Origin of the sequence: Roseateles toxinivorans (genome assembly GCF_004362525.1) — a bacterium.
GTDB classification, from domain to species: Bacteria; Pseudomonadota; Gammaproteobacteria; order Burkholderiales; family Burkholderiaceae_C; genus Paucibacter; species Paucibacter toxinivorans.
Genome location: NZ_SNXS01000004.1, coordinates 371,382 through 394,837 on the forward strand (window position 1 = coordinate 371,382; position 23,456 = coordinate 394,837).

17 protein-coding genes and 3 tRNA genes are annotated in these 23,456 nt (G+C 67.1%); 9 read left to right on the forward strand and 11 right to left on the reverse strand.

The features are described 5' to 3' along the window. Positions 1–80: 80 nt before the first annotated feature. From lon to DES47_RS16885, 4 genes are all read left to right on the forward strand, one after another. Positions 81–2,525: an endopeptidase La gene (gene lon, locus DES47_RS16870; RefSeq protein ID WP_133701897.1), complete on the forward strand. Its 2,445-nt coding sequence runs from the start codon at positions 81–83 to the stop codon at positions 2,523–2,525. Positions 2,526–2,644: 119 nt separating this feature from the next. After that, positions 2,645–2,720, forward strand: a tRNA-Gly gene (locus DES47_RS16875). A 77-nt stretch (positions 2,721–2,797) separates the two neighbouring features. After that, positions 2,798–2,871: transfer RNA gene (locus tag DES47_RS16880), tRNA-Cys, on the forward strand. 11 nt (positions 2,872–2,882) lie between these two features. Then, positions 2,883–2,958, forward strand: a tRNA-Gly gene (locus tag DES47_RS16885). Positions 2,959–3,027: 69 nt separating this feature from the next. Here DES47_RS16885 and DES47_RS16890 read toward each other — a convergent pair. Continuing rightward, positions 3,028–3,522: a disulfide bond formation protein B gene (locus DES47_RS16890; RefSeq protein ID WP_243748343.1), complete on the reverse strand. Its 495-nt coding sequence runs from the start codon at positions 3,520–3,522 to the stop codon at positions 3,028–3,030. Continuing rightward, on the reverse strand, positions 3,519–3,983 hold the full coding sequence (locus DES47_RS16895; protein ID WP_133701898.1) for a RidA family protein: 465 nt from the start codon (positions 3,981–3,983) through the stop codon (positions 3,519–3,521). The genes DES47_RS16890 and DES47_RS16895 overlap by 4 nt, the downstream gene beginning before the upstream one ends. Positions 3,984–4,072: 89 nt before the next feature. Between DES47_RS16895 and DES47_RS16900 the strand changes: the two genes are divergently transcribed. Further along, on the forward strand, positions 4,073–6,463 hold the full coding sequence (locus tag DES47_RS16900; RefSeq protein WP_133701899.1) for a DNA internalization-related competence protein ComEC/Rec2: 2,391 nt from the start codon (positions 4,073–4,075) through the stop codon (positions 6,461–6,463). Here DES47_RS16900 and mltB read toward each other — a convergent pair. Genes mltB through DES47_RS16920 form a run of 4 tightly spaced genes read right to left on the reverse strand, consistent with a single transcriptional unit; the run spans position 6,452 to position 11,555 of the window. Next, a complete protein-coding gene (gene mltB / locus DES47_RS16905) occupies positions 6,452–7,537 on the reverse strand; it encodes a lytic murein transglycosylase B (protein WP_133701900.1) in 1,086 nt (361 codons plus the stop codon). The genes DES47_RS16900 and mltB overlap by 12 nt on opposite strands. 9 nt (positions 7,538–7,546) lie before the next feature. Continuing rightward, on the reverse strand, positions 7,547–9,601 hold the full coding sequence (locus DES47_RS16910; RefSeq protein ID WP_243748344.1) for a transglutaminase TgpA family protein: 2,055 nt from the start codon (positions 9,599–9,601) through the stop codon (positions 7,547–7,549). After that, positions 9,598–10,614, reverse strand: coding sequence for a DUF58 domain-containing protein (locus tag DES47_RS16915; RefSeq protein ID WP_133701901.1), 1,017 nt, complete (start codon positions 10,612–10,614; stop codon positions 9,598–9,600). Before DES47_RS16915 ends, DES47_RS16910 begins: the two co-directional genes overlap by 4 nt. Before the next feature lie 14 nt (positions 10,615–10,628). Next, positions 10,629–11,555 (reverse strand): AAA family ATPase, encoded by a 927-nt coding sequence (locus DES47_RS16920; RefSeq protein ID WP_133701902.1) that lies wholly within the window; start codon positions 11,553–11,555, stop codon positions 10,629–10,631. Positions 11,556–11,605: 50 nt separating this feature from the next. On the opposite strand from DES47_RS16920, the gene DES47_RS16925 reads away from it, so the two are divergent. Both DES47_RS16925 and DES47_RS16930 read left to right on the forward strand, forming a co-directional pair. Then, entirely contained in the window at positions 11,606–12,547 is a 942-nt protein-coding gene (locus tag DES47_RS16925) for a histone deacetylase family protein (protein WP_133701903.1), read from the forward strand. Positions 12,548–12,587: 40 nt separating this feature from the next. Further along, complete coding sequence (locus DES47_RS16930) at positions 12,588–13,922, forward strand: mechanosensitive ion channel family protein (RefSeq protein ID WP_133701904.1); 1,335 nt, start codon at positions 12,588–12,590, stop codon at positions 13,920–13,922. 8 nt (positions 13,923–13,930) lie between these two features. On the opposite strand, the gene DES47_RS16935 is transcribed toward DES47_RS16930, so the two are convergent. From DES47_RS16935 to DES47_RS16950, 4 genes are read right to left on the reverse strand one after another with little or no spacing between them, the layout of a single operon-like run. Then, positions 13,931–15,436: an amidohydrolase family protein gene (locus DES47_RS16935; protein ID WP_133701905.1), complete on the reverse strand. Its 1,506-nt coding sequence runs from the start codon at positions 15,434–15,436 to the stop codon at positions 13,931–13,933. A gap of 31 nt (positions 15,437–15,467) precedes the next feature. Beyond that, the gene (locus tag DES47_RS16940; protein WP_133701906.1) at positions 15,468–16,238 is read right to left on the reverse strand and encodes a fumarylacetoacetate hydrolase family protein; all 771 of its coding nucleotides are present in this window, start codon (positions 16,236–16,238) and stop codon (positions 15,468–15,470) included. Between the two features lie 55 nt (positions 16,239–16,293). Beyond that, complete coding sequence (locus tag DES47_RS16945) at positions 16,294–17,277, reverse strand: Bug family tripartite tricarboxylate transporter substrate binding protein (protein ID WP_133701907.1); 984 nt, start codon at positions 17,275–17,277, stop codon at positions 16,294–16,296. A gap of 31 nt (positions 17,278–17,308) precedes the next feature. Continuing rightward, positions 17,309–18,541, reverse strand: coding sequence for a pyridoxal-phosphate-dependent aminotransferase family protein (locus DES47_RS16950; RefSeq protein ID WP_133701908.1), 1,233 nt, complete (start codon positions 18,539–18,541; stop codon positions 17,309–17,311). A 121-nt stretch (positions 18,542–18,662) separates the two neighbouring features. Here DES47_RS16950 and DES47_RS16955 point away from each other — a divergent pair, with 121 nt between their 5' ends. Then, a complete protein-coding gene (locus DES47_RS16955) occupies positions 18,663–19,352 on the forward strand; it encodes a GntR family transcriptional regulator (RefSeq protein WP_133701909.1) in 690 nt (229 codons plus the stop codon). Next, positions 19,349–22,360, forward strand: coding sequence for an FAD-binding and (Fe-S)-binding domain-containing protein (locus DES47_RS16960; protein ID WP_133701910.1), 3,012 nt, complete (start codon positions 19,349–19,351; stop codon positions 22,358–22,360). The genes DES47_RS16955 and DES47_RS16960 overlap by 4 nt, the downstream gene beginning before the upstream one ends. Before the next feature lie 20 nt (positions 22,361–22,380). Here the strand turns inward: DES47_RS16960 and DES47_RS16965 are convergent, their stop codons facing one another. Further along, a complete protein-coding gene (locus DES47_RS16965; protein ID WP_133701911.1) occupies positions 22,381–23,448 on the reverse strand; it encodes an HD domain-containing phosphohydrolase in 1,068 nt (355 codons plus the stop codon). Between the last annotated feature and the right edge of the window lie 8 nt (positions 23,449–23,456).

Consider the following 23,456-nt stretch of genomic DNA (forward strand, 5'->3'; position numbering starts at 1 on the left):
CAGACCTCACGCGCTGCCTACCCACGCGTCTTGCAATTTGACCCCTCGGGCCCAGATGGGTTCGAGAAAGAGAGGTTTTCATGTCCGGTCATCCCGTTTTGCCCGCAGAGCCCATCACGCTGCCGCTGCTGCCGCTGCGTGATGTGGTGGTGTTCCCCCACATGGTGATCCCGCTGTTCGTGGGCCGCCCGATGTCGATCAAGGCGCTGGAAGCCGCGATGGAAGCGGGCCGCCAGATCATGCTGGTGGCGCAGCGCGCCGCCGGCAAGGACGAACCCAAGCCCGACGATATGTTCGAAGTGGGCTGCGTCTCCAGCATCCTGCAGATGCTCAAGTTGCCCGATGGCACGGTCAAGGTGCTGGTCGAAGGCATCCAACGCGCTACGACGACCAGCATCACCGAAGCCGAAGAGCACTTCGTCGCCGAGGTCGTGCCGATTCCGCCCGAGGCTGATGCCAAGCCGGAAGTCGAGGCCCTGCGCCGCGCCGTGACGCAGCAGTTCGACCAGTACGTCAAGCTGAACAAGAAGATCCCGCCCGAGATCCTGACCTCGATCGCCGGCATCGACGATCCAGGCCGTCTGGCCGACACCATTGCCGCCCACCTGCCGCTGAAGCTCGAAGCCAAGCAGTCGGTGCTGGACCTGCACGAGACCGCCAAGCGCCTGGAAAAGCTGCTCGAGCTGCTCGAGCACGAGGTCGACATCCTGCAGGTCGAAAAGCGCATCCGTGGCCGCGTCAAGCGCCAGATGGAGAAGAGCCAGCGCGAGTACTACCTGAACGAGCAGGTCAAGGCGATCCAGAAGGAACTGGGCGACGGTGAAGAGGGCGCTGACCTCGAAGAGCTGGACAAGAAGATCCAGGCCGCCCGCATGCCCAAGGAGGCCAAGAAGAAGGCCGATGCGGAGTTGAAGAAGCTCAAGCTGATGTCGCCGATGTCCGCCGAAGCGACCGTCGTGCGCAACTACATCGAGACCATGGTCAACTTGCCCTGGAGCAAGAAGACCAAGATCAAGCACGACCTCAGCAATGCCGAGGTGGTGCTGAACGAAGACCATTACGGACTGGACAAGGTCAAGGACCGCATCCTCGAGTACCTCGCGGTGCAACAGCGCGTGGACAAGGTCAAGGCGCCCATCCTGTGCCTGGTCGGCCCTCCGGGCGTCGGCAAGACCTCGCTCGGCCAGTCGGTGGCCCGCGCCACAGGCCGCAAGTTCGTGCGCATGGCGCTGGGCGGCGTGCGTGACGAAGCCGAGATCCGCGGCCACCGCCGCACCTATATCGGCTCGATGCCGGGCAAGGTGCTGCAGTCGCTGTCCAAGGTGGGCACGCGCAATCCGCTGTTCCTGCTCGACGAGATCGACAAGCTGGGCATGGACTTCCGTGGCGACCCCTCATCGGCGCTGCTGGAAGTGCTGGACCCCGAACAGAACCACACCTTCAGCGACCATTACATCGAGGTGGACTTCGATCTGTCCGATGTGATGTTCGTGGCGACCTCGAACTCGATGAACATCCCGCCGGCCCTGCTGGACCGGATGGAAGTGATTCGCCTGTCGGGCTATACGGAAGACGAGAAGCTCAATATCGCCCAGCGCTATCTGTTCCCCAAGCAGGCCAAGAACAATGGCGTGCTGGAGTCCGAGATGGAGTTGAGCGAGTCGGGCCTGCGCGGCATCATCCGTTACTACACGCGGGAAGCCGGCGTGCGTTCGCTGGAGCGTGAAATCTCCAAGATCTGCCGCAAGGTGGTCAAGGGCGTGCAGCTCAAGACCTATACCGAGAAGGTCGTCATCACCGAAGACAATCTGAACGACTTCCTGGGTGTGCGCCGCTACAACTACGGCCAGGCCGAGAAGGCCAATCAGGTTGGTCAGGTTGTGGGCCTGGCCTGGACCGAGGTGGGCGGCGATCTGCTGACCATCGAGGCCACCGTGATGCCGGGCAAGGGCACCATCATCCGCACCGGCTCGCTGGGCGATGTGATGAAGGAGTCGGTCGAGGCCGCGCGCACCGTGGTGCGCAGCCGAGCCAAGCGCCTGGGCATCAAGGACGAGCTGTTCGAGAAGCGCGACATCCACATCCACGTGCCCGATGGCGCCACGCCCAAGGACGGCCCCAGCGCCGGCGCGGCGATGACGACGGCCTTTGTCTCGGCGCTGACCGGCATCCCGGTGCGGGCGTCGGTTGCGATGACCGGTGAGATCACCTTGCGCGGTGAAGTCACTGCCATCGGCGGCTTGAAGGAAAAGCTGCTGGCGGCCCACCGCGGTGGCATCAAGACGGTGCTGATCCCTGAAGAGAACGCGAAGGACCTGCAGGACATTCCCGAGAACGTGAAGAACCAGATCGAGATCGTCCCCGTCAAGTGGATCGATCAGGTGCTGGAGCTGGCGCTGGAAACCATGCCTCAGCCTTTGCCGGATGAGGAGGTGGTGGCCGTGAAGCCTGCGGTGGCCGAGGCTGCCAAGGCCGAAGCTGCCGCGCCTGCCGCTGGCGTGACGGCTGACTCGTTGAAGCATTGAGTCGGAAAATGCTGCTAAGCCCCGCAAAGGGCTTGCGCAGCAAGTTGAAATCGGCATATAATTCGAGCTTCGGCGGAAACGAAAACGTTGTTTGAGTTGAAGTCGAAAGTAAGGAAAATGCGGGTGTAGCTCAGTTGGTAGAGCGCGACCTTGCCAAGGTCGAGGTCACGAGTTCGAGCCTCGTTACCCGCTCCAGATGTGATCAGAAACTTGTGCTCTGGCAGGCACGCAAGAGTTTCTGAAGTTTGAAAAGAATCCCACCAAAGGTTCTTGGCGCGATAGCAAATCGGTTATGCCCCGGATTGCAAATCCGGTTAGGCCGGTTCGACTCCGGCTCGCGCCTCCAGGCAGTGAATTGCGGGTGTAGCTCAGTTGGTAGAGCGCGACCTTGCCAAGGTCGAGGTCACGAGTTCGAGCCTCGTTACCCGCTCCAAATTCCTGGTTCGCCAGGTACGAAAACGCCCTGCATGCAAATGCAGGGCGTTTTTGTTTGTGTGCTTGATCAGCGCTTGTTGCGCAGTGCCAGCACCGACAGCAGCAGGGTCAGCGCGTACAGCAGGCCACTCCAGATCTCGTAGGGCAGGCCCAGCAGCCGGTATTGCGACGCTTCGCTGCAAGAGGCGGTGACCATGAACAGCGCCGGCACGGCCGACTCCAGCGACAGCTCGGTCAGCACACGGTCGGCAAAAGTCATCGCGCAAGAGGCCATCTGCGAGGCCACCTCGTGCTGGTAGTAGGCTGCAGCCACGCCACCCAGGGCCAGCAGGGCGATCAGACCGAAAGCCGCGACCTGGGCAGCGCGAATCCGGCCGGCCAGCCAGCCCAGGCCGGCCACCGCAGCAATCAGCAGGAATACCAGTCGCTGCAGCACGCACCAGGGGCAGGGCTTCACATCGAACAGATGCTGGGCCACCAGGGCGGCGCCGACGGCGGCCAGGCTGCCCAGGCAGATAAGGGCCAGCAGGCGCTGGCCCTTGAACAGTTCGCCCAGCCTCAAGCTGCGCTCACTTCCGCAATCATGTCGATCTCGACGCAGGCGCCCAGCGGCACCTGGGCCACGCCGTAGGCGGCGCGCGCGTGCGTGCCCTTGTCGCCGAAGATCTCGGCCAGCAACTCGGAGCAGCCGTTGGTGACCAGATGCTGTTCGGTGAAGTCGCCGGTGCTGTTGACCAGGCTCATCAGCTTGACGATGCGGGTGACGCGGTTCAGATCGCCGACGGCAGCGTGCAGGGTGCCCAGCAGATCGATGGCGACCGCGCGGGCGGCCAGCTTGCCGGTGGCGGTATCAACATTCTTGCCGAGCTGGCCGACCCAGGGCTTGCCGTCCTTCTTGGCAATGTGGCCTGACAGGAAGACCAGATTACCGGTCTGCACAAAGGGCACATAGGCGGCGGCCGGCGCGGCGACGGGCGGCAGTTCGATGCCGAGGGACTTGAGACGGTCGTAGATATTGGACATAGGGCAAGCCTGGGTGAGTCGAAGTGGCGGCAATCCTACACTGCTGACCAGGGAGGCATAGAAGCTTGAAGCTCGGCCTGACTGCTCTGATGGGTTCTTGCCTGTCCAGCCTGCTGGGCATGGCCGGCGTGCAGCTGCTCGCCGAGTTGCCAGGCCTGGCTGCGCTGCTCTGGCTGGGTCTTGGCGCCGCTCTGCTGCTGGGCCTTGGATGGCGGTGGCGCCAGCTCACCTCGGTGGTGTTGGCGTTCGCGCTGCTGGGCTTTGGCTACGGCGCCTGGCGTGCTCACCTGGCGATGAGTCAGCAACTGCCTGCCGCCTGGGAAGGACGCGATATTTCGCTGCTGGGCCTGGTCGCCTCGCTGCCCCAGCCGACCGTGGGCATCGCTGGAGACCCGGGCTGGCGCTTCCACTTCGAGGTCGAGGCGGTGCTCACACCGGGTGCGCAGGTGCCCCAGCGCCTGCTGCTGGCGGCCTATGGCCCGGCTGAAGCGGCGCCGTCGCGATGGCGGGTTGGCGATCAATGGCGGCTGACGGTGCGGCTGCGCCGGCCCCACGGTCTGATGAATCCCCACGGCTTCGATTACGAGCTGTGGCTGCTGGAGCAGGGGCTGCGCGCGACCGGCACGGTGCGACCCGGCGCCCAGCCCTTGCAATCGGCCGCGGCCTATCCGGTGGACCGGTTGCGGCAGTCGCTGCGTGACAGGATCTACCGCCACGTGCCCGACAGCAGTGCGGCCGGCGTGCTGGCGGCGCTGTCGCTGGGCGACCAGGGGGCGATCGCTCGTGAGGACTGGGCGCTGTACCGCCAGACCGGCATTGCGCACCTGATGGCCATCAGCGGCCTGCACATCACCATGTTTGCCTGGATCTTCGGCGCGCTGGTCGGGCGGTTGTGGCGCAGGGGGCCAGGTCTGATGCTGTGGCTGCCGGCGCCGCAGGCGGCGCTTTGGGGAGGTGTGTCGGCGGCGCTGGCCTATGCCCTGTTCGCCGGCTGGGGTGTGCCGGCCCAGCGCACGGTCTGGATGCTGGTCACCCTGGTGCTGCTGCGTTCGCTGGGGCGTCTGTGGCCCTGGCCCATGATGCTGCTGGCAGCCGCCTGGGTCGTCTGCGTGATCGATCCCTGGGCGCTGACGCAGGCGGGTTTTTGGTTGTCCTTCGTCGCGGTGGGTCTGTTGATGGCCACCGGCCCGGATCAGCCCGCGATGACAGCCGCGTCGCGCTGGCGGGAGCGCCTGACGCACAGTCTGCGCAGCACCTGGCACACGCAATGGGTGGCCACCTTGGGCCTGGCGCCGCTGAGCCTGCTGCTTTTTCAGCAGGTGTCGGTGGTCGGCATGGTGGCCAATCTGCTGGCCATACCGCTGGTGACCCTGCTGATCACGCCGCTAGCGCTGCTGGGCGCGGCGCTACCCCTGCTGTGGCAGGTGGCCGCCTGGCTGGTGCAGGCGCTGAATCTGGGCCTGCAAGGATTGGCCACCCAGCCGATGGCCGTCTGGTCCGTGCCGGTGGCGCCATTGTGGGCCCAGGCCGGCGGCCTGCTGGCCGGGCTGCTGCTGGTGTTGCCGCTGCCCTGGCGCGTGCGTGCACTGGGCCTGCCGCTGGCCCTGCCCCTGCTGTGGCCGGTGCTGCCGCAAATGGCACCGGGCCGCTTCGAGGTGCTGGCCATCGATGTAGGTCAGGGCACGGCCGTGCTGGTGCGCACCCGTGAGCACCTGCTGCTTTACGACAGCGGCCCGGCCTATGCCTTTGACAGCAATGCCGGTCAGCGGGTGATCCTGCCGCTGCTGCGCGCCCGCGGCGAGCGCCGAATCGACGTGCTGATGCTGAGCCACCGCGACAGCGACCATGTCGGCGGTGCGGCCAGCATCCTGAAGGAGTTCGATGTCCGTGCACTGAGCAGTTCGCTGGAGGCCGAGCATACGCTGCTGCTTGCGGCGCCGCGGGCCACCCGCTGCGTGGCCGGCCAGCAATGGGTCTGGGATGGGGTCAGGTTTGAAGTCTTGCATCCACTGCCCGAAGCTTATGCCGGCCCGAGCAAATCGAATGCGATGTCCTGCGTACTGCGGGTCAGCAGTGCGCAGACCGGCCAGAGCCTGCTGCTGACTGGCGACATCGAGGCGGCGCAGGAGCAGGCCCTGGTGTCGCGATCGGGGCTGGCGCTGCGCAGCCAGGTGCTGACCGCCCCGCACCACGGCAGCAAGACCTCATCGACCGCCGAGCTGCTTGACGCGGTGGCGCCGCAGACTGCTGTCTTCCAGGCCGGCTACCGCAACCGCTTCGGCCATCCGGCTGCCAGTGTGATGGCCCGCTACGAGGCGCGGCATATTGCTGTAGTGACCAGTGCCGACTGCGGCGCCTGGCGCTGGGACGGCCTGACCAGCATCTGCGAGCGCGACCGCCGGCGGCGCTATTGGCATGCACCGCGCCAGGCTGCCGCTGTGTCATCGCCCGGCCACGACGCTCCGGAGTCACCGTTGTGAGGCAATCTCCTGACCCAACGCTATCACCGCCATCGCGTAGTAGCTGGACCAGTTGTAGCGCGTCAGCGCATAGAAGTTGGCCGTGCCGGCCACATAGCTGGGCGCGGCCTCGCCGTTCTGCAGCTCGACCAGGGCCAGAGGACCGGCATGCTGCCTCCCATCCTCGGACAGCACGGCGCCCAGCTCCACCATTTGCGCGGCGCTGAACGAGGGCAGGATGTCGGGCGCCAGCAAGGTGGCGCGGGCGCTGCTGTCCACCGGCACGCGGATCTCGAAGGTGAGGGGCAGGTCGCGCTGCCAGCTATGCTGGACCAGGTAGTGGGCGACGCTGCCGATCGCATCGGCGGGGCTGTTCACCAGGTCGATCCGGCCGCTGCCGTCGAAGTCCACCGCATGGCGGTTCCAGCTGCCGGGCATGAACTGGGGCAGGCCCATGGCGCCCGCGTAGGAGCCCTTGACGGTCAGCGGGTCCAGGCCCTCGCGCTTGCTGAGTATCAGGAACTGGCGCAGTTCCTCGCGAAAGAACTCGGAGCGGTCCTTGCGGCCCGGAGGGAAGTCGAAACCCAGGGTCGTCAGCGCATCGATGATGCGAAAGCCGCCCATGATCTGGCCGTAGAAGGTTTCCACGCCGATCAGGCCGACGATGATGGCCGCCGGCACGCCGTACTGCTCGCTGGCGCGGTTCAAGCTCGCCTCATGCTCGCGCCAGAAGGCCAGGCCGGCCTGTATGCGCCGGGGCTCGACGAACATCGCCCGGTAGGCGGCCCAGTTCTTGGCCGTGCCGGCCGGCGGCGGCATGATCAGACGCTGCACCGTCGGGTGCTTCTGCGCCTGGGCCATCTGGCTCTGCAGCGCTTGCAGCTCGGCCGCATCCCAGCCCTGGGCCTGGGCCAGGTCCTGAGCAAAGCGCATCAGATCCTCGCGGCGGCCATAGGGTTTGGGGGCGGCGTCCTTGACCGCCTTGGCATGGATCTTGGCCTTGCTCTTCTTTTTCTGCGCGGCTTCGGCGCTGGGGGCGAGCAGGGCGAAGGCGCAGACTGTGATGGGGAGCAGCAGGCGGGACAGTGTGGGCATGGATCGGGTTCAGGAAGAGTAGGGGCCCAGCCGGGCGGCGGCTGACTTGAAGTCGCGCCACCAGGGCTTGGGGGCCAGGTGTTGTGCGCCCTGGGCGTAGCGCTGCTTTTCCAGCGCTTCAAGCAGTTGCGCCAGCGGTTCGGCGGCGGCGCCGCGCAGCGTGCGCAGCTGCTGCGCCAGGCTGCGCGGGCCCATATGGGCTTGAGCGTCGAGGCCCAGATCTTGCAAAGCCTTGATCAGTCGGCTGCGCTGGCGCTCCCAGGGGTCGCGGCGGCGCGCGTCCCATTGGGTCCAGGCCATGCCGGCCAGCGCGACGATCACGATCACGCCGGCAATCAGCTGCGTCAGCGCCTGCCAGTCGGGTGAGCTCCAACCCAGCTTGCGCATCAGCTCGAACTGCTGCGCTTTCGAATAGTTGAGCACCCACTGGTTCCAGCGGTTGTTCAGATTCTCCCAGCCGCGCCTGACGCCCAGCCACAGCTCCGGGTTGACCGTGCCAAGGGCTCCGCCGATCAGACCCGGTGCCGGTTGCAACTGGCGGCTGATGCTGATGCGCTCGGGCGCCACCGCCGCGGTCGGGTCGGCGCGCATCCAGCCCTGGCCCTCGGCCCAGAACTCGGCCCAGGCATGGGCATGGCTGTTGCGCACGATCAAGTAGCCGTCCTGAAGTTGCGGATCGGCGCCCTGAAAGCCGGTGACGACACGGGCCGGCACATCCATGGCCCGCATCACGACCACGAAGGCGGCGGCGAAATGCTCGCAAAAGCCCAGCCTGCGGTCGAACCAGAATTCGTCCACCACATGGGGCGAGTCCTCGCCGTAGCGGCCAGGGGCCAGGGTGTAGGTGAAGTCCTCGCGCTTGATATGGCTCATCACCGCAGCGGCCAGCGTGGGTGCATCGGCTTGGGCGAGATCGGGGCGGTTGCGCAGCGCGCTGGCCCAGGCGAGCGTGCGCGGGTTCAGACCGGGCGGCAGCTGGACGTCCTGGCGCAGGCTCAGGTCCGGCTGGAAAGGGCCGGCGCGATAGCCCAGCCAGGCGCTGGCTTCGAAACGCAGACGCTCTGTGACGGTGCGGGCGGCCAGCCATTGCAGGTCGGCACTCCGGGTGACGCGCAGCTCATCCACCATGAAGCTGCTGCCGGGCGGCTGGTCCGATGACTCCAGCAGCGGCAGCACTCTTAGCCGCAGCGGCTCCAGCGTGATCTCGTAGTCCAGCTTCTGACCGCCGGTGCGCCAGCTGGGGCGCCGTGAAGGCAGGCTGGGGTCGCGTTCCGCCGGCAGCCATTGCCGGCCATCGAAGCGGCTCAGCACCGGGCCGCGGAAGTACAAGCTCTCGGGCGGCGGCACAGGCCCTGCGAAGCGCAACCGCATCGCGATGCTCTCGTCATTGGCGATCTCGGACATGGCGCCCAGGCTCAGCTGGTTGGACAGACCGGTGCGCCCGACATTCTCCGAAGGCACGCCCCACAACGGGCCGATGCGGGGAAACAGCAGGAACAGCAGCACCACGGCCGGCGTGCCATACAGCGTGGTGCGTGCGGCCACAAAGGCGGCGCGTTGCAGCGGTGGATGGCCCACCGGCATCTGGGCCAGGACCACGGCCGTCAGCAGGGCCCAGACGGTCAGCAGCATCAGCAGCGCCGTCAGCAACGACTGTGAATACAGGAAGTGGGTCAGCACCAGGAAGAAGCCGAGGAAGAAGACAACAAAGGCGTCGCGCCGTGCGCGCAGCTCCAGCGTCTTCAGCGCCATCAGCATCACCAGCAGGGTGACGCCGGCCTCGCGGCCCAGCAGGGTGCGGTGGGTGGCAAAAGTCAGGCCAACAACGATGGCCAGCACCGCGACCAGAATCCAGCGGCCGGGCAGTGCCGCCCCCAGCAACGCCAGGCGCGCGCGCCAGACCAGCACCGCCGCGGTGATGACGCTGCACCAGGCAGGCAGATGGCTGGCATGGGGCGCGATGGTCAGCGCGATGACGGCCAGCAGAAACATCGTGTCCCGGGTTTCGCGCGGCAGATGCCGCCACCCTGACCAGCTTGGTAACCAGGCTCGCGTCGCACTCATGCCGCGAACCCCCATAGGGCAAGGGCCCGCAAACACTCGCGCTGATGCAACTCGCCCTGGCCGGGCGCGAGCTCCGTGCCGGGCAGGCGCAGTCCGTAGTCCAGGCCCAGGTCCTGCGCGCGCAGCAGCCAGGCGGTCAGGCGCGACAGTCGTTGCTCGGGGTCCAGCCCCGCGCAGTGGCCATAGTCCAGCCACAGTTCATGGCTGACGCTGGTGCTGGTGTCGCGGCTGACCAGCTCGCCGCCGGTCTGCAAGGCCTGGGCGGCCTTCTTCCAGACTACCAGTTTCAGCGGATCGCCGCGCTGGTAGGCGCGCACGCCCTCGTACTCGCCGCCGCTGCTGGCACGCGAGCTGCCGGTATGGCCGTGCAGCGCCGAGGAGGCCGGCAGCGGCGGAGCCTGATCCTCCGGCCTGGGATAGACCAGCACCTGGGCCGCCGGCCGCCAGATCGTCCAGACACCGAACAGGCCCAGCGGGAAGCGGGTCTCGGCACGCAGGGCCGGCACCGGCTGCAGGCCGCGCCGCTCGGGCAGGAAGCTCAATCGCGCTGAGGTCTGCGTGAGCGCCTGGGCATCCGTCCAGGTGATGTCGTGGGCATGCTCATGGCCGGCCAGGCGCAGGCCTATGCCGTGGCGCTGGGCGCCGGGGTTGGTCAGGCGAAGTTCCAGCAGCGCGGGCTGACCGGCAAAGGTCGGGTTGACCGGGCGCAGATGCAGGGTCAGGCCGCGCAGGGTGCCGTGGGTCGCATGCATCGAGGCCAGGCCGCTGCCGGCGAGCAGAAAGGTCAGCAGATAGCCCAGGCTCAACTGGTCGTTGATCGAGGCCAGCAGCAGCAGCAACAGCAACGCAGCAAAGGCCAGGCCGGCCGGCGTGGGCAGGATATAGACATTGCGCTGCGTCAGGGTCAGCGTGTCGTGCGGCGTGTGGCGCAGCTCCCACCACTGGTTGATGCGTCGGCGCAGCGCCCAGCGGGGCAGCGATGTGGGCCGCGACGCGGGCAGGGGCGAAGACATCGCCACGTGCTCCGTCAAGGCAGCGGCACGGCCGCGATCAGCGCGCGTACCTGTTCGACGCGGCCGCGCCCGCTGCCGGCCACCGGCACCAGCCGGTGCCCCACCGTCTGCGGCAGGATGGCCTGCACATCGTCGGGTGCCACATAGTCGCGCTGGTCGAGCAGGGCCCGCGCCTTGGCCGCGCGCAGCACGCCGATGCCGGCACGCGGGCTCAGGCCCTCGGTGAACCACTGGCCGGAGCGGGTGGCGGCGATCAGGTTCTGCAGATAGTCCAGCAGGGCGTCCGAGGCATGGACCTCGCGCACCGCGCGCTGCGCGTCCAGCATCTGCTGGGGCGTCATCAGCGCCGGCAGCTCGCGCAGTGCCTCGCGTCGGTCCTGGCCGGCCAGCAGAGCGCGCTCGGACGCACGGTCGGGGTAGCCCAGGGTGATGCACATCAGGAAGCGGTCCAGCTGCGACTCGGGCAGCGGATAGGTGCCCAGCTGCTCGCTGGGGTTCTGCGTGGCGATGACGAAAAAGGGGGTGGGCAGCGGGCGCGTCTCGCCCTCGACGCTGACCTGCTGCTCCTCCATCGCCTCCAGCAGGGCGCTCTGCGTTTTCGGCCCGGCGCGATTGATCTCGTCGGCGAGCAGCACCTGGGCGAACACCGGGCCCGGGTGGAAGACGAACTTCTCGGCGGCGCGCTCATAGACGCTGACCCCGATCAGGTCGGACGGGATCATGTCCGCGGTGAACTGCACGCGGGAGAACTTCAGCCCCAGCGACACCGCCAGCGCATGAGCCAGGGTGGTTTTGCCGACGCCGGGAACGTCTTCGATCAGCAGGTGTCCACCTGCCAGCAGGCAGGCCAGGCTGTCGGCGATCTGCGGACGTTTGCCCACGATGATCGTGCTAATCTGGTCCACCAACCGGTTCAGTTGTTCGGGCAATGCATGCTTCATGCAGCGCACCATAACCCAAAAAGTCAGCCCTCGTGCCGACTGAGACAAGCATGTCCACCGCCTATTTCAGCCATCCCGACTGCCGCCGCCATGACATGGGCGCCGGCCACCCCGAATGCCCGCAGCGCCTGGACGCGATCGAGGACTGGCTGCTAGCCAGCGGCCTCGATATCGGCCTGGAGCGGATCGAGGCGCCGCCGGCCCGGCTCGAAGACCTGGAGCTGGCGCACAGCGTGTCCTACGTCGCCGAACTGAAGTACGCGCTGGAGCAGCTGCAGGCCAGCGGCGAGTCGCGCGCGATGGACCCCGACACCTTTGCCGGCCCGCACACCTGGAAGGCCGCCCTGCGCGCCGCCGGTGCGGCGGTGGCGGCCACCGATCTGGTGCTCGACGGCGGCGCCGAGAACGCCTTTTGCGGCGTGCGCCCGCCGGGGCACCATGCCACCCGCAGCGAGACCATGGGTTTCTGCTTCTTCAACAATGTTGCGATCGCTGCGCGCCACGCGCTGGACGTGCGTGGCTTGAAGCGCGTGGCGGTGGTGGACTTCGATGTGCACCATGGCAATGGCACCGAGGACATCCTGGCCGGCGACGAGCGTGCGCTGATGGTCAGCATCTTCCAGCACCCGCTGTACCCGTACAGCGGCGGCGTGCCCATGGGTACCAATATGGTCAATGTGCCTATTCCCCCCTACACCAAGGGCGGCGAGGTGCGCGAGATGATAGAGGCGATGTGGCTGCCGGCACTGGAGCGCTTCAAGCCCGAGATGATTTTCGTCTCCGCCGGATTCGATGCCCACCGCGATGACGAGCTGGGGCAGCTGGGCCTGGTCGAGGCCGACTACGCCTGGATCACCCAGCGCATCATGGACGTGGCCCGGCGCCATGCCAAGGGCCGCATCGTCTCCTGCCTGGAGGGCGGCTACAGCCTGCCGGCGCTGGCGCGCAGCGTGGGCGTGCATCTGCAGGTGCTGAGCGGGAACTTGGCCTGAGTTCCTCGACAATAGCGACATGGCAAAAGACAAGTTGTTGATGAGTCAACCCCTGACCCCAGGGGAGTTGAGCCGGCTGGCCGATGATCTGCTCAAGCCCAGCGTGCTGACCGAGGCGGCGCTGCTGCTGGCCTGCCTGCTGTTGGCCTGGCTGATCGTGCGCACGCTGCGCAACACGCTGGATCAGGCCGCCGTGCCCGGCCAGCCGCACCACGCCGCCCCCTCGGTACTGTTCGGCCGCAATGTCATCGACGGCGTGCTCTTTCCTCTGCTGGCCCTGCTGCTGGCCCTTGGGGCCCGCAAGCTGCTGCCCGTTATTGGTGTGCCGCTGGCGGTGTTCAAGCTTGTGTTGCCGGTGCTGCTGTCCCTGGCCGCGATACGGCTGACGGCGCGGGTGATGCGGGCGGCCTTTCCCACTTCTCGCTGGGTGCGGCTGATCGAGCGCACGGTGTCTTGGCTGGCCTGGGTGGGCGTGGTGCTATGGATCACTGGCCTGCTGCCCATCATCCTGGAGGAGATGGACGACATCACCTGGAAGCTGGGTGCCAACCAGGTCTCGCTGCGCAATCTGATCGAGGGTGCCCTGTCTGCCGTGATCGTGCTGATCGTCGCCCTGTGGGTCTCGGCGGCGATCGAGTCGCGGCTGCTGACCGGTGCGACCACCAATATCTCTATCCGCAAGATGGCGGCCAATGCCACCCGCGCGCTGCTGCTGTTCGTGGGCTTGCTGTTCGCGCTGTCGGCCGCGGGCATCGACCTGACCGCGCTGGGCGTGCTGGGCGGCGCGGTCGGCGTGGGCATAGGCTTTGGCCTGCAGAAGCTCGCCTCCAACTATGTCAGCGGCTTCGTGATCCTGGCCGAGCGGTCCCTGCGCATCGGCGACATGGTGGTGGTGGATGGTTTCGAGGGGCGCATCACCGACATCAAGACCCGCTACACGGTGATTCGGGCGCTCAACGGCCGCGAGTCCATCGTGCCCAATGAGATGCTGATCACCCAGCGCATCGAGAACGCCTCGCTGGCCGACTCCCAGGTCTCCGTTTCCACCGGCGTGCAGGTGGCTTACGGCACCGATCTGAACAGCTTGATGCCGCGCCTGGTGGAGGCGGTCAAGGCCGTGCCGCGGGTGCTCCCGGACCCCGGGCCGGCGGTTCAGCTGAAGGGCTTTGGCGCGGACGGCCTCGACCTCAACGTGGCCTTCTGGATCGCCGACCCCGAGGGCGGCCAGGGCAATGTGCGCTCGGACGTCAACCTGGCCATTCTTGCTTGCCTGAACGAGCAGGGCGTGGAGATTCCATTCCCGCAGCGGGTGATGCGCCACATCGGCGTGGCCGCGGGCACCGACGTGGCCGTCGCGGCCAGCCGCGGCGAGTAACGCAGGGACTACTTCACCACACAGTCATTGGTCGGCTGCGGCGCACAGATTTTCGCGTCGTCAATGGTGTAGATCGCCTGCTTCAGCAGCTGGCTCAAGGGCCGCAGGGCATTGGCGCCGCAGACGGTGCGCTGCTGGCCGCAGAGATCACGCGGGTCTGGGGCACAGTTGTCCAACTGCGGCAGTTTGCCGGCCCATGCGCTGGGGAAGCTGGCGGCTTTGCCACCGACGAACACCGCCACCGTCTGCTTCAATGCGGTCTTGTCCAACAGTTCCGACAGCGAGCGCCGGCCCTCGCTGTCGATGATCACCGCATCGGCCAGTTCGCCAACCGCGAGGCGGCCGATCTGGCCCTGCAGGCCCACGGCCTTGGCGCCGTTCTCGGTCAGCATGCGGTGCAGGTCTGCGGCGCTGAGCTGCCCGCCGAGCCTGTCGTGGTTGTAGCGGGCCAGGCAGCGGGCCTCGTCCAGCATCGTGAGAGACCCCGACGGCGACCAGTCGGTGCCCAGTGACAGGGTCACGCCGGCGGCCTTCAGTTGAGTGACCGGTGGCGCCGCAGCATAGAGCTGGAAGTTGGAACGCGGCGACAGCACCACGCCCACGTCCTGCGCCTGCAAACGGGGTATCTGTGCCTCGCTGATGGCCACGCCGTGGATGAAGGCGTTCGGCGTGGTCTTGCCGCGGATCGCGTCAAGCACGCAGTCCACCTCGTACTGCGCACCCTCGTTGGTGCCCTCGCCGACATGGGGCACGAAGGGGTTGTCACGGTTCACGCGCACGCCCGCCACCTGGCCTGCCGTGCAGGGGGCCGTGGGCCATTGCATCGTGCCGGCGTCATTGAGTGGGAAGGTGCTGTCCAGCACCGGCTTGCCGGCGGGGGCGGCCGTCACCGAGCCGACCTCGGCCAGCTTCAGATTGCGCAGATAGGCGCGGTAGTCCTTGGCGCCCGAGACCGCTGTGCTGCCGCTCAAGGCATGGCGCAGCATCGCCCGCTCGCTGACCTCGGCGCGCACCGACTCGTCCTTGGGTGCATCGCCCTCGAAGCCGCGCTCGGCCGCTGGCAGCGGGCGCCACTGGTTGCGGTGTATCCACTTCGAGGTCGGTGGCTGGGCCGGCTGCTGGTAGCTGTAGTCGATGTGCTCATGCAGATTGACGAAGCCGGCCGAGATCACCGCGCCAGGGCAGTCTATCGTCACAGTCTTGGCGGCCTGCAGGGCATTGACGGCGTTCACGGGCACTGCGCAACCGGCCGCCTCGATGCGGCCATCGGCGCCGACCAGCAGGCTGCCGCCGACATACATGCGGCCATTGCTGATCAGATTGCCACGCAGCAGCTGGCGGTCGCCGCTGCCCGAGACCATGCAGGCCGCCGGCCTGCCGGCATAGGCGGCGTCGCAGACGACGACCGGGTAACCCCCGGCATCGAAGCCGTTGGCGACCAGGCCTTGCTGCGTGGCCAGCGGGGCACAGGCCGACAGCAGCAGTGCGCTCAGGGGCAGGAGGGTGAGTTTCACGGCGGCAGTCCAGTCTTGTGGGGTGTTGAAATCAGAGGCGCAAGCTGACCTGGCCCAGGCCGTCGAAGGCCACGCTGATCCTATCGCCGGCGCTGGCCGGCAACAGGCCGCACCAGGTGCCGGTGGTGACGATGGTGCCGGCCGGCACGCTGGCGCCATCGCGGGTCAGATGGCGCAGCCACTGGGGCAGCAGCCAGGCCGGGTCGCCCAGCGAATGGGTGCCGGTGTAGGCTCTGATGGGTTGGTCGCCGATCTGCACCTCGCAGCGTTGCTGCGCCCAGTCACGACGCTGGTAAGGCAGCCACTCGCCCAGCGCCAGCGCGCCATGCGATTGCTGGTCGGCCAGGCGCAAGAGAGCCGGTGCAGCGCCGGCTTCGAGCCAGCGCGAGGCGACGACTTCGACCGAGACGGTCATTGCGGCGATCAATGATTCGGCCGCTGCTGGCGTCAGTTCCGCAGCCAACGCCGGGCTGACCTCGAGGCTCAACCGCAGCGCGACCTCGGCTTCGATGCCTAGGCCATGAAACGTCAAATCCGAGAAGTCGGCAGGGCTGGCCCGCACTGCAGCGGGCGGCAGAGCGGCATGGGTAAGGTCGGTGTCACGCGACGGGCCGCCGGACTTCCAGTAGCGCGGCGGCGCGTCGCCGAACCAGTCCAGCGCCGCGGCCACCCGGTCCTGCACCGCATAGGCTGCTGCCGGGTCATCGAGCGCATCGGCCCAGTCCAGCGCGCTGGGCCTGAGGCCCTGGCGGCGTGCCTGTATCAGGCAATCGGTCAGGCCTTGCTGCGAGATCGGGCTCATGAGGGCGGCTGGTGGGTGAAAACAGCCACCAGCATAAGCCAGAGATCAGCCGAGATCAGGAGTCGGCCGACACCTTGCCGTCCTTCACCACCTTGGACCACTTGGCGATCTCGGTCTGGATGAACTTCTTGAACTTGTCGGTCGAGCCGCCGCCGTCCTCGGCGCCATAGGTGTCCATGCGCTCCTGCACATCGGGCATGGCCAGCACGGTATTGACGTCGCGGTTGATCTTCTGCGCGATCGCGTTCGGTAGCTTGCCCGGGCCGACCAGGCCGTACCAGGTGGTGGCCTCGAAGCCCTCATAACCCAGCTCCTGCATCGTCGGCACGTTCGGATGGCCCTTGGCACGCTTGGCCCGGGTCTGGGCGATGGCGATCACCTTGCCGCTCTTCACATGGGGCGTCGCGGCCGTCATGGTCTCGAAGCTGTAGGGGATCTGGCCACCGATCAGATCGGTGAGCAGCGGGCCGCTGCCCTTGTACGGAATGTGCAGCGCGTCCACCTTGGCCTGCAGCTTGAACATCTCCAGGGCCAGGTGTTGCGCAGAGCCCTGGCCGGCGGACCCGAAGGCGATCTTGCCCGGCTCGGCCTTGCACAGGGCGGCGATGTCCTTGGGCGTCTTGGCGCTGGCGCCGGGGTGGGCAATCAGCAGATTGGGCGTGACGCCGACCAGCACAATCGGCACGAAGTCGCGCTCCACGTCATAGCGCAGCTTGGGTTGCAGGCTCGGCGCCAGCGCATGGCTGTTGATATGGGCCATCAGCAGCACGCTGCCGTCGCTGGGCTGCTGCGAGGTGTACTCCGCCGCCAGCACGCCGGCCACGCCGGCCTTGTTCTCGATCAGCACCTGCTGACCCCACATCACCGACAGCTTCTGCCCCACCACGCGGGCCAGCGCATCGGTGCCGCCCCCGGGCGGAAAGCCGACGATGATGCGCACCGGGCCGGTGGGCCAGTCCGGAGCCTGTGCCTGGGCCATGGCCGTCAGACCGGGCAGTGCCAGACCGGCGGCGGCTTGTATCAGCATGCGTCTTTTCATCGTCTTGTCTCCGTGGGTGTTGTGGGCGCGATCAGGCCGTCAGGGCCGGCGCGGGGTGCTGGGAAAAATGATCCATCGCCGCCTGAATGCCGCTGCTCTGCAGCTTGATGCCGGCCAGCTTCAAGCCCATCTCGCAGCCGGCGACGGTGGCCAGCAGGGTCAGGTCATTGCTGTCGCCGAGATGGCCGATGCGGAACATCCGACCCTTCAGCTTGCCCAGGCCCGTGCCCAGCGACAGATCGAAGCGCTCGTAGATCAGCTTGCGCACCGCGTCGGCATCCATGCCATCGGGCAGGATCACGCCAGTCAGCACCGGCGAATAGACGGCCGGGTCGGCGCACTGTATCGGCAGGCCCCAGGCATTGACGGCGGCGCGCACGCCGGCCGCCCAGCGCTGGTGGCGGGCGAACACCTTGGGCAGACCTTCGGCCTGGATCATGTCCAGCGCCTCGCTCAAGCCGTAGAGCAGATTGGTGTTGGGCGTGTAGGGCCAGTAGCCGGTCGCGTTCATCTCGACGATCTCGTCCCAGGCCCAGAAGGCGCGGGGGAGCTTGGCAGTCTTGCTGGCGTCCAGGGCGCGGGGCGACAGGGCATTGAAGCTGATGCCCGGCGGCAGCATCAAGCCCTTCTGCGAGCCGCTGACGGTCACGTCCACGCCCCATTCGTCATGGCGGAACTCGGCGCTGGCCAGACCGGAGATGCTGTCCACCATCAGCAGGGCAGGGTGCTTGGCCTCGTCGATGGCGCCGCGTACGGCGGCGATGTCCGAGGTCACACCGGTCGAGGTTTCGTTGTGCACCACGCAGACCGCCTTGATGCGGTGCTCGCGGTCCTCACGCAGGCGCTGGGCGATCTGGTCGGCCTGCACGCCGCGGCGCCAGCCGGGTGCGTTGGGCAGCACCTCGTCCGTGCCCTGCCAGCTCAGGAACTCGGTGGACAGGCCCAGCCGCGTGGCCATCTTGGCCCACAGCGAGGCGAAGTGGCCGGTCTCGAACATCAGCACATGGTCGCCGGGGCTCAGCGTGTTGGCCAGGGCCGCCTCCCAGGCGCCGGTGCCGGAAGCGGGATAGATCACGACCGGATGGCGGGTCTGGAAGATCTCGCGTATGCCGCTGATGACCTTGCGGCCGAGCACACCGAACTCGGGCCCGCGGTGGTCTATGGTGGGCAGACTCATCGCCCGCAGGATGCGGTCGGGCACCGGGCTGGGGCCGGGGATCTGCAGGAAATGGCGGCCGGTGGGGTGAGCGTCGAGCTTGAGCATGGGAGCTCCTTTCTAAGTTCAGTTTTGCATGCAAAATGAAATAAGGCACGCGAGTAAACCCTTTATTCATGGTTGATCCATGGTTCAAGATTGCATGCAAAATGCAAGCAAAGGAACTGGAATGGCCGAAATCATTGAAATCTCGCGTCTGGCCCTGCATGACCAGGTGGCGGCACGCTTGCGCACCATGCTGGTCGAGGGCCGTATCGCCCCGGGCGCCAAGCTCAACGAGCGCGAGCTCAGCGAGCTGCTGCAGGTCTCGCGCACGCCGCTGCGCGAGGCCATCAAGCTGCTGGGTGCCGAAGGGCTGGTCGATCTGCTGCCCAACCGCGGCGCGGTGGCGGTGAAGCTGACCGAGGCCGATGTGCTGAACACCTTCGAGGTGCTGTCCGACCTGGAGGGGCTGTCCGGCGAGCTGGCGGCCCAGCGCATCAGCGAGGCCGAGCTGGCCGAGCTGCAGGCGCGCCACTACGAGATGCTGGCCTGCTTCACCCGGCGCGATTTGTCGGGCTATTACCGGCTGAACGCGCTGATCCATGCCGGCGTCAACCAGGCGGCCGGGAACCCGGTCTTGACCAGCACCTACAAGGCCATCAATGCGCGGGTGCAGTCGCTGCGCTTTCGCACCAATCAAAACGAGGACAAGTGGAAGCGCGCCGTCAAGGAGCATGAGCTGATGATGCAGGCGCTGGCCGCGCGTGATGGAGCGGGCCTGCGTGCGGTGCTCATCCAGCACATGCTGCACAAGCGCGACACCGTGCTGGAGCTGCTGCGCGCCGGCGAAATCTATCCCCAGGCGGCCGGCAAATGAGCGGCACCGTCCATAACGATGTCAGCCAGCTGCTGGCCAAGCGTCTGGCCGAGGAAACCCAGGGCCAGGTCTTGTTCGATCTGCCCTCGCGCGGCCGTTATGCCACCGATGCCTCGATCTACCAGATCATGCCGGTGGGCGTGCTGGTGCCGCAGACTGAAGGCGATATCGCCACGGCGATAGCCATCGCCCGCGACCTCAAGGTGCCGGTGCTGGCGCGCGGCGGCGGCACCAGCCAGTGCGGCCAGACCACCGGTGCGGCCCTGGTGATAGACAACTCCAAGCACTTCCGCCGCATCCTGCACGTCAATGCCGAGGAGGGCACGGCCGTCGTCGAGCCCGGGCTGGTGCTGGACCATCTGAACGCCAGGCTGAAGACCCACGGCCTGTGGTTCCCGGTCGATGTCTCGACCAGCGCCCAGGCGACGCTTGGCGGCATGGCCGGCAACAACTCCTGCGGATCGCGCTCGATCGCCTACGGCAATATGGTGCACAACGTGCTGGGTGCCAGCGCCTGGCTGTCGGACGGCACGCTGGCCGAGTTCGGGCCGGTGTCCGGGCTGTCGGGACGCGCGGCCAAGATCGCTGCCTTCGTGCAAGGTCTGGCGCGTCAACACGGCGCCGAGATTGCCGCGCAATGGCCCAAGGTACTGCGCCGCGTCGGCGGCTACAACCTGGACATCTTCGACAACCAGAGCGAACGGCCCTACACGGCGGACGGCAGCGTCAATCTCGCGCACCTGCTTGTCGGTGCCGAAGGCACCTTGGCCTACACCCGCAGCCTGACCCTCAAGCTGGCCGAGCTGCCGCGTGCCAAGGTGCTGGGCGTGGTCAATTTCGACAGCTTCCACGCGGCCATGGATGCGGCCCAGCACATCGTCAAGCTCGGGCCCACCGCGGTGGAGCTGGTGGACCGCACGATGATTGAGCTGAGCCTGGCCAACCCTGCCTTCCGGCCGACGATAGAAACGGCGCTGATCGGCCGCCCGGCAGCGATTTTGCTGGTCGAGTTCGCCGATGCGCACAAGGCCGAGCTGTTGCCGAAGCTGAAGGACCTGGTCGATCTGATGGGCGAGCTGGGCCTGCCCGGCAGCGTCGTGCAGATGGCCGAGGACGCACCGCAGAAGAACCTCTGGGAGGTGCGCAAGGCAGGCCTCAACATCATGATGAGCCTGAAGGGCGACGGCAAGCCGGTCAGCTTCATCGAGGACTGCGCCGTGCCGCTGCAGCATCTGGCCGAGTACACCGATGCGCTGACCGAGGTCTTTGCCCGCCATGGCAGCCGAGGCACCTGGTACGCCCATGCGTCCGTGGGCACCCTGCATGTGCGGCCGATACTGGACATGCGCCGCGATGGCGCCACCAAGATGCGCGCCATTGCGGAGGAGGCCGCCGCGCTGGTCCGGAAGTACCAAGGTGCCTACAGCGGCGAGCATGGCGACGGACTGTGCCGCGGCGAGTGGATCGAGTGGCAATTCGGCCCGGCCATCAACGAGGCCTTCCGCGCGATCAAGCACGAGCTGGACCCGCTGAATCTGTTCAACCCCGGCAAGATCATCGATCCGCCCAAGATGGACGATGCGGCGCTGTTCCGCTTCCCGCCGCCCGTAGCACCGAGGCCCTACAAGCGGATAGCCATCAAGCCGGTGCTGGACTGGTCCGCCTGGGACGTGCAGGCCGATCCGGTCACCGAGGTCACGACCGCGCCGGGCACCGGCGGAGACTCGACCGGCGGCCTGGCCAAGGCCGTCGAGATGTGCAACAACAACGGCCATTGCCGCAAGTTCGATGCCGGCACGATGTGCCCCAGCTACCGAGTCACCCGCGACGAGCAACACCTGACCCGCGGCCGCGCCAACACCCTGCGGCTGGCGCTGTCCGGCCAGCTGGGACCGGACGCCTTCACCAGCGAGGCGATGTTCGAAACGATGGACCTGTGCGTCGGCTGCAAGGGCTGCAAGCGTGATTGCCCGACCGGCGTGGACATGGCCAAGATGAAGGTCGAGTTCCTGGCCCACTACAAGAAGCGCCACGGTCACACCTTGAAAGACCGGCTGGTCGCGCATCTGCCGGCTTACTCGCGACTGGCCAGTCGCCTGCCTTGGCTGCTGAACCTGCGGGATCGCCTGCCCGGTGCGGCGCTGCTGACCGAGCAGTGGCTGGGCCTGTCGGCCAGGCGCAGCCTGCCGCGCTGGCGTGCCGACACCTTCTGGCGCAAGCACGACGCCGCGCTGTTTTCGAGTCTTGATGCCACGCTCGCGGCAGCCAAGGCCGATGGCCGCGCGGCCGTGCTGTTCGTCGATACCTTCAACGGCAGCTTCGAGAGCGAGAACGCGATCGCCGCGGCTCGTGTGCTGAAGGCCGCCGGCTACACGGTCCATACCCTGCAGAAATCGGGCGGCCACCACTGCTGCGGCCGCACCTATCTGGCCCAGGGCATGGTCGATCAAGCCAAGGCCCGTGTCAGTGAACTGATCGAGGCCCTGCTGCCGCTGGCGCGCGCCGGAGTGGCCGTGGTCGGCCTGGAGCCCTCCTGCCTGTTGACCCTGCGCGACGAGGCGCTGGTGATGGGCCTGGGCGAGCCGGCCGAGGCGGTGGCCGCGCAGGCTCTGCTGTTCGAGGAGTTCATCGCGCGGGAGGCCAAGGCCGGGCGCTTTGCGGTCAAGCTCAAGCCCGCCGGCAAGGCCATCCTGTTGCACGGTCATTGCCACCAGAAGGCCTTCGGCGCGGTCAGCCCCATCCTCGATGTGCTGAAGCTGATACCCGAGGCCAAGCCGGAGCTGATCGAATCCTCCTGCTGCGGCATGGCCGGCAGCTTTGGCTACGAGGCCAGCCACTACGAGGTCTCGATGCAGATGGCCGAGGCCAGCCTGCTGCCGGCGGTGCGCAGGGCGCCGGATGCCATCATCGTCGCCGACGGCACCAGCTGCCGCCACCAGATCGCTGATGGCGCGCAGCGCGAGGCGCTGCATGTGGCGCGGCTGCTGGAGTCGCTGTTGCCGGACTGAGGCGCGGCCCCACAGCGGCCCTACAGCGGGGCCAGCAGCGAGGGCCAGTCGTCGTCGGCGAAGCGCTCTCGAATCTCCAGCGCTTCCTCGGTGAGGGCGAGGAAGGCGGCGACGCAGCGGGGGTCGAAGTGGGTGCCGCTCTGCGTGCGCAGGTGCAGCAGGGCCGCCTCCACCGTCCACGCGGGCTTGTAGGGCCGGGCCGAGGTCAGCGCATCGAACACGTCGGCGACGGCGACGATGCGGCTGAAGATCGGGATCGCCTCGCCGCGCAGGCCGTTCGGGTAGCCGCTGCCGTCGAATTTCTCGTGATGGCCCAAGGCGATCGAGGCGCCGGCCTGCAGGATCTCCGAGGCGCTGTCCCTGAGGATTTCATAGCCGTAGCTGGCGTGCAGCTTCATGATCTCGAACTCGTCCACCGTCAGCCGGCCGGGCTTGAGCAGGATGTGGTCGGCAATGCCCACCTTGCCGATGTCATGCAGCGGCGCCGCATTCAGCAGCAGCTCCTGCTCGGCCTCGGACAGTCCAAGTTCGCGCGCGATCAGCTTGGCATAGTGGGCCATGCGCAGGATGTGCGCGCCGGTTTCCGGATCACGGTACTCGGCCGCCTTGGACAGGCGTATTACGGTCTCCCGCTCGCGCTGGACGATCTCGTGGGTGGCCTTGCGCACCTCCTCGGTCAGCCAGGCGGCGCGGTCGGACAGCTTGCGTCGGGCATCGCTGAGCGCCAGCAGATTGGTCACCCGGGCCAGGAACTCCACCCGATCGACCGGCTTGGCCAGAAAATCAGTCGCGCCTGCATTCAATGCCCGGTAGCGCACGTCCTTCTGGTCGTTGGCAGTGATCATCAGCACCGGCACCGACTCCCGGCCGGGTGTGGCGCGCAGCTGCTCGATGAAGGCAATGCCGTCCAGGTCCGGCATCATGTAGTCGACGATGACCAGGTCGCTGTCCTGGGTCTGGGCCCAGACCAGGCCCTCGGTCGATGACAAAAAGGTGTGCGCCTGGCAGGTGCCCAGTCGCTTCACCAGGGCCTCGAACAGGACCAGATTGATCTGCGTGTCGTCAACGATGAGAACGTGCTGTGTCATGGCGGCCC

Coding starts and splice junctions, on each gene's coding strand:
- DES47_RS16945 (WP_133701907.1), bottom strand. CDS start 17,277: ATGAAAAGACGCATGCTGATACAAGCCGCCGCCGGTCTGGCACTGCCC.
- DES47_RS16915 (WP_133701901.1), bottom strand. CDS start 10,614: ATGTCTTCGCCCCTGCCCGCGTCGCGGCCCACATCGCTGCCCCGCTGG.
- DES47_RS16940 (WP_133701906.1), bottom strand. CDS start 16,238: ATGAGCCCGATCTCGCAGCAAGGCCTGACCGATTGCCTGATACAGGCA.
- DES47_RS16930 (WP_133701904.1), top strand. CDS start 12,588: ATGAGTCAACCCCTGACCCCAGGGGAGTTGAGCCGGCTGGCCGATGAT.
- DES47_RS16955 (WP_133701909.1), top strand. CDS start 18,663: ATGGCCGAAATCATTGAAATCTCGCGTCTGGCCCTGCATGACCAGGTG.
- DES47_RS16910 (WP_243748344.1), bottom strand. CDS start 9,601: ATGAGTGCGACGCGAGCCTGGTTACCAAGCTGGTCAGGGTGGCGGCAT.
- DES47_RS16925 (WP_133701903.1), top strand. CDS start 11,606: ATGTCCACCGCCTATTTCAGCCATCCCGACTGCCGCCGCCATGACATG.
- lon (WP_133701897.1), top strand. CDS start 81: ATGTCCGGTCATCCCGTTTTGCCCGCAGAGCCCATCACGCTGCCGCTG.
- DES47_RS16900 (WP_133701899.1), top strand. CDS start 4,073: ATGGGTTCTTGCCTGTCCAGCCTGCTGGGCATGGCCGGCGTGCAGCTG.
- DES47_RS16920 (WP_133701902.1), bottom strand. CDS start 11,555: ATGAAGCATGCATTGCCCGAACAACTGAACCGGTTGGTGGACCAGATT.
- DES47_RS16960 (WP_133701910.1), top strand. CDS start 19,349: ATGAGCGGCACCGTCCATAACGATGTCAGCCAGCTGCTGGCCAAGCGT.
- DES47_RS16895 (WP_133701898.1), bottom strand. CDS start 3,983: ATGTCCAATATCTACGACCGTCTCAAGTCCCTCGGCATCGAACTGCCG.
- DES47_RS16950 (WP_133701908.1), bottom strand. CDS start 18,541: ATGCTCAAGCTCGACGCTCACCCCACCGGCCGCCATTTCCTGCAGATC.
- mltB (WP_133701900.1), bottom strand. CDS start 7,537: ATGCCCACACTGTCCCGCCTGCTGCTCCCCATCACAGTCTGCGCCTTC.
- DES47_RS16965 (WP_133701911.1), bottom strand. CDS start 23,448: ATGACACAGCACGTTCTCATCGTTGACGACACGCAGATCAATCTGGTC.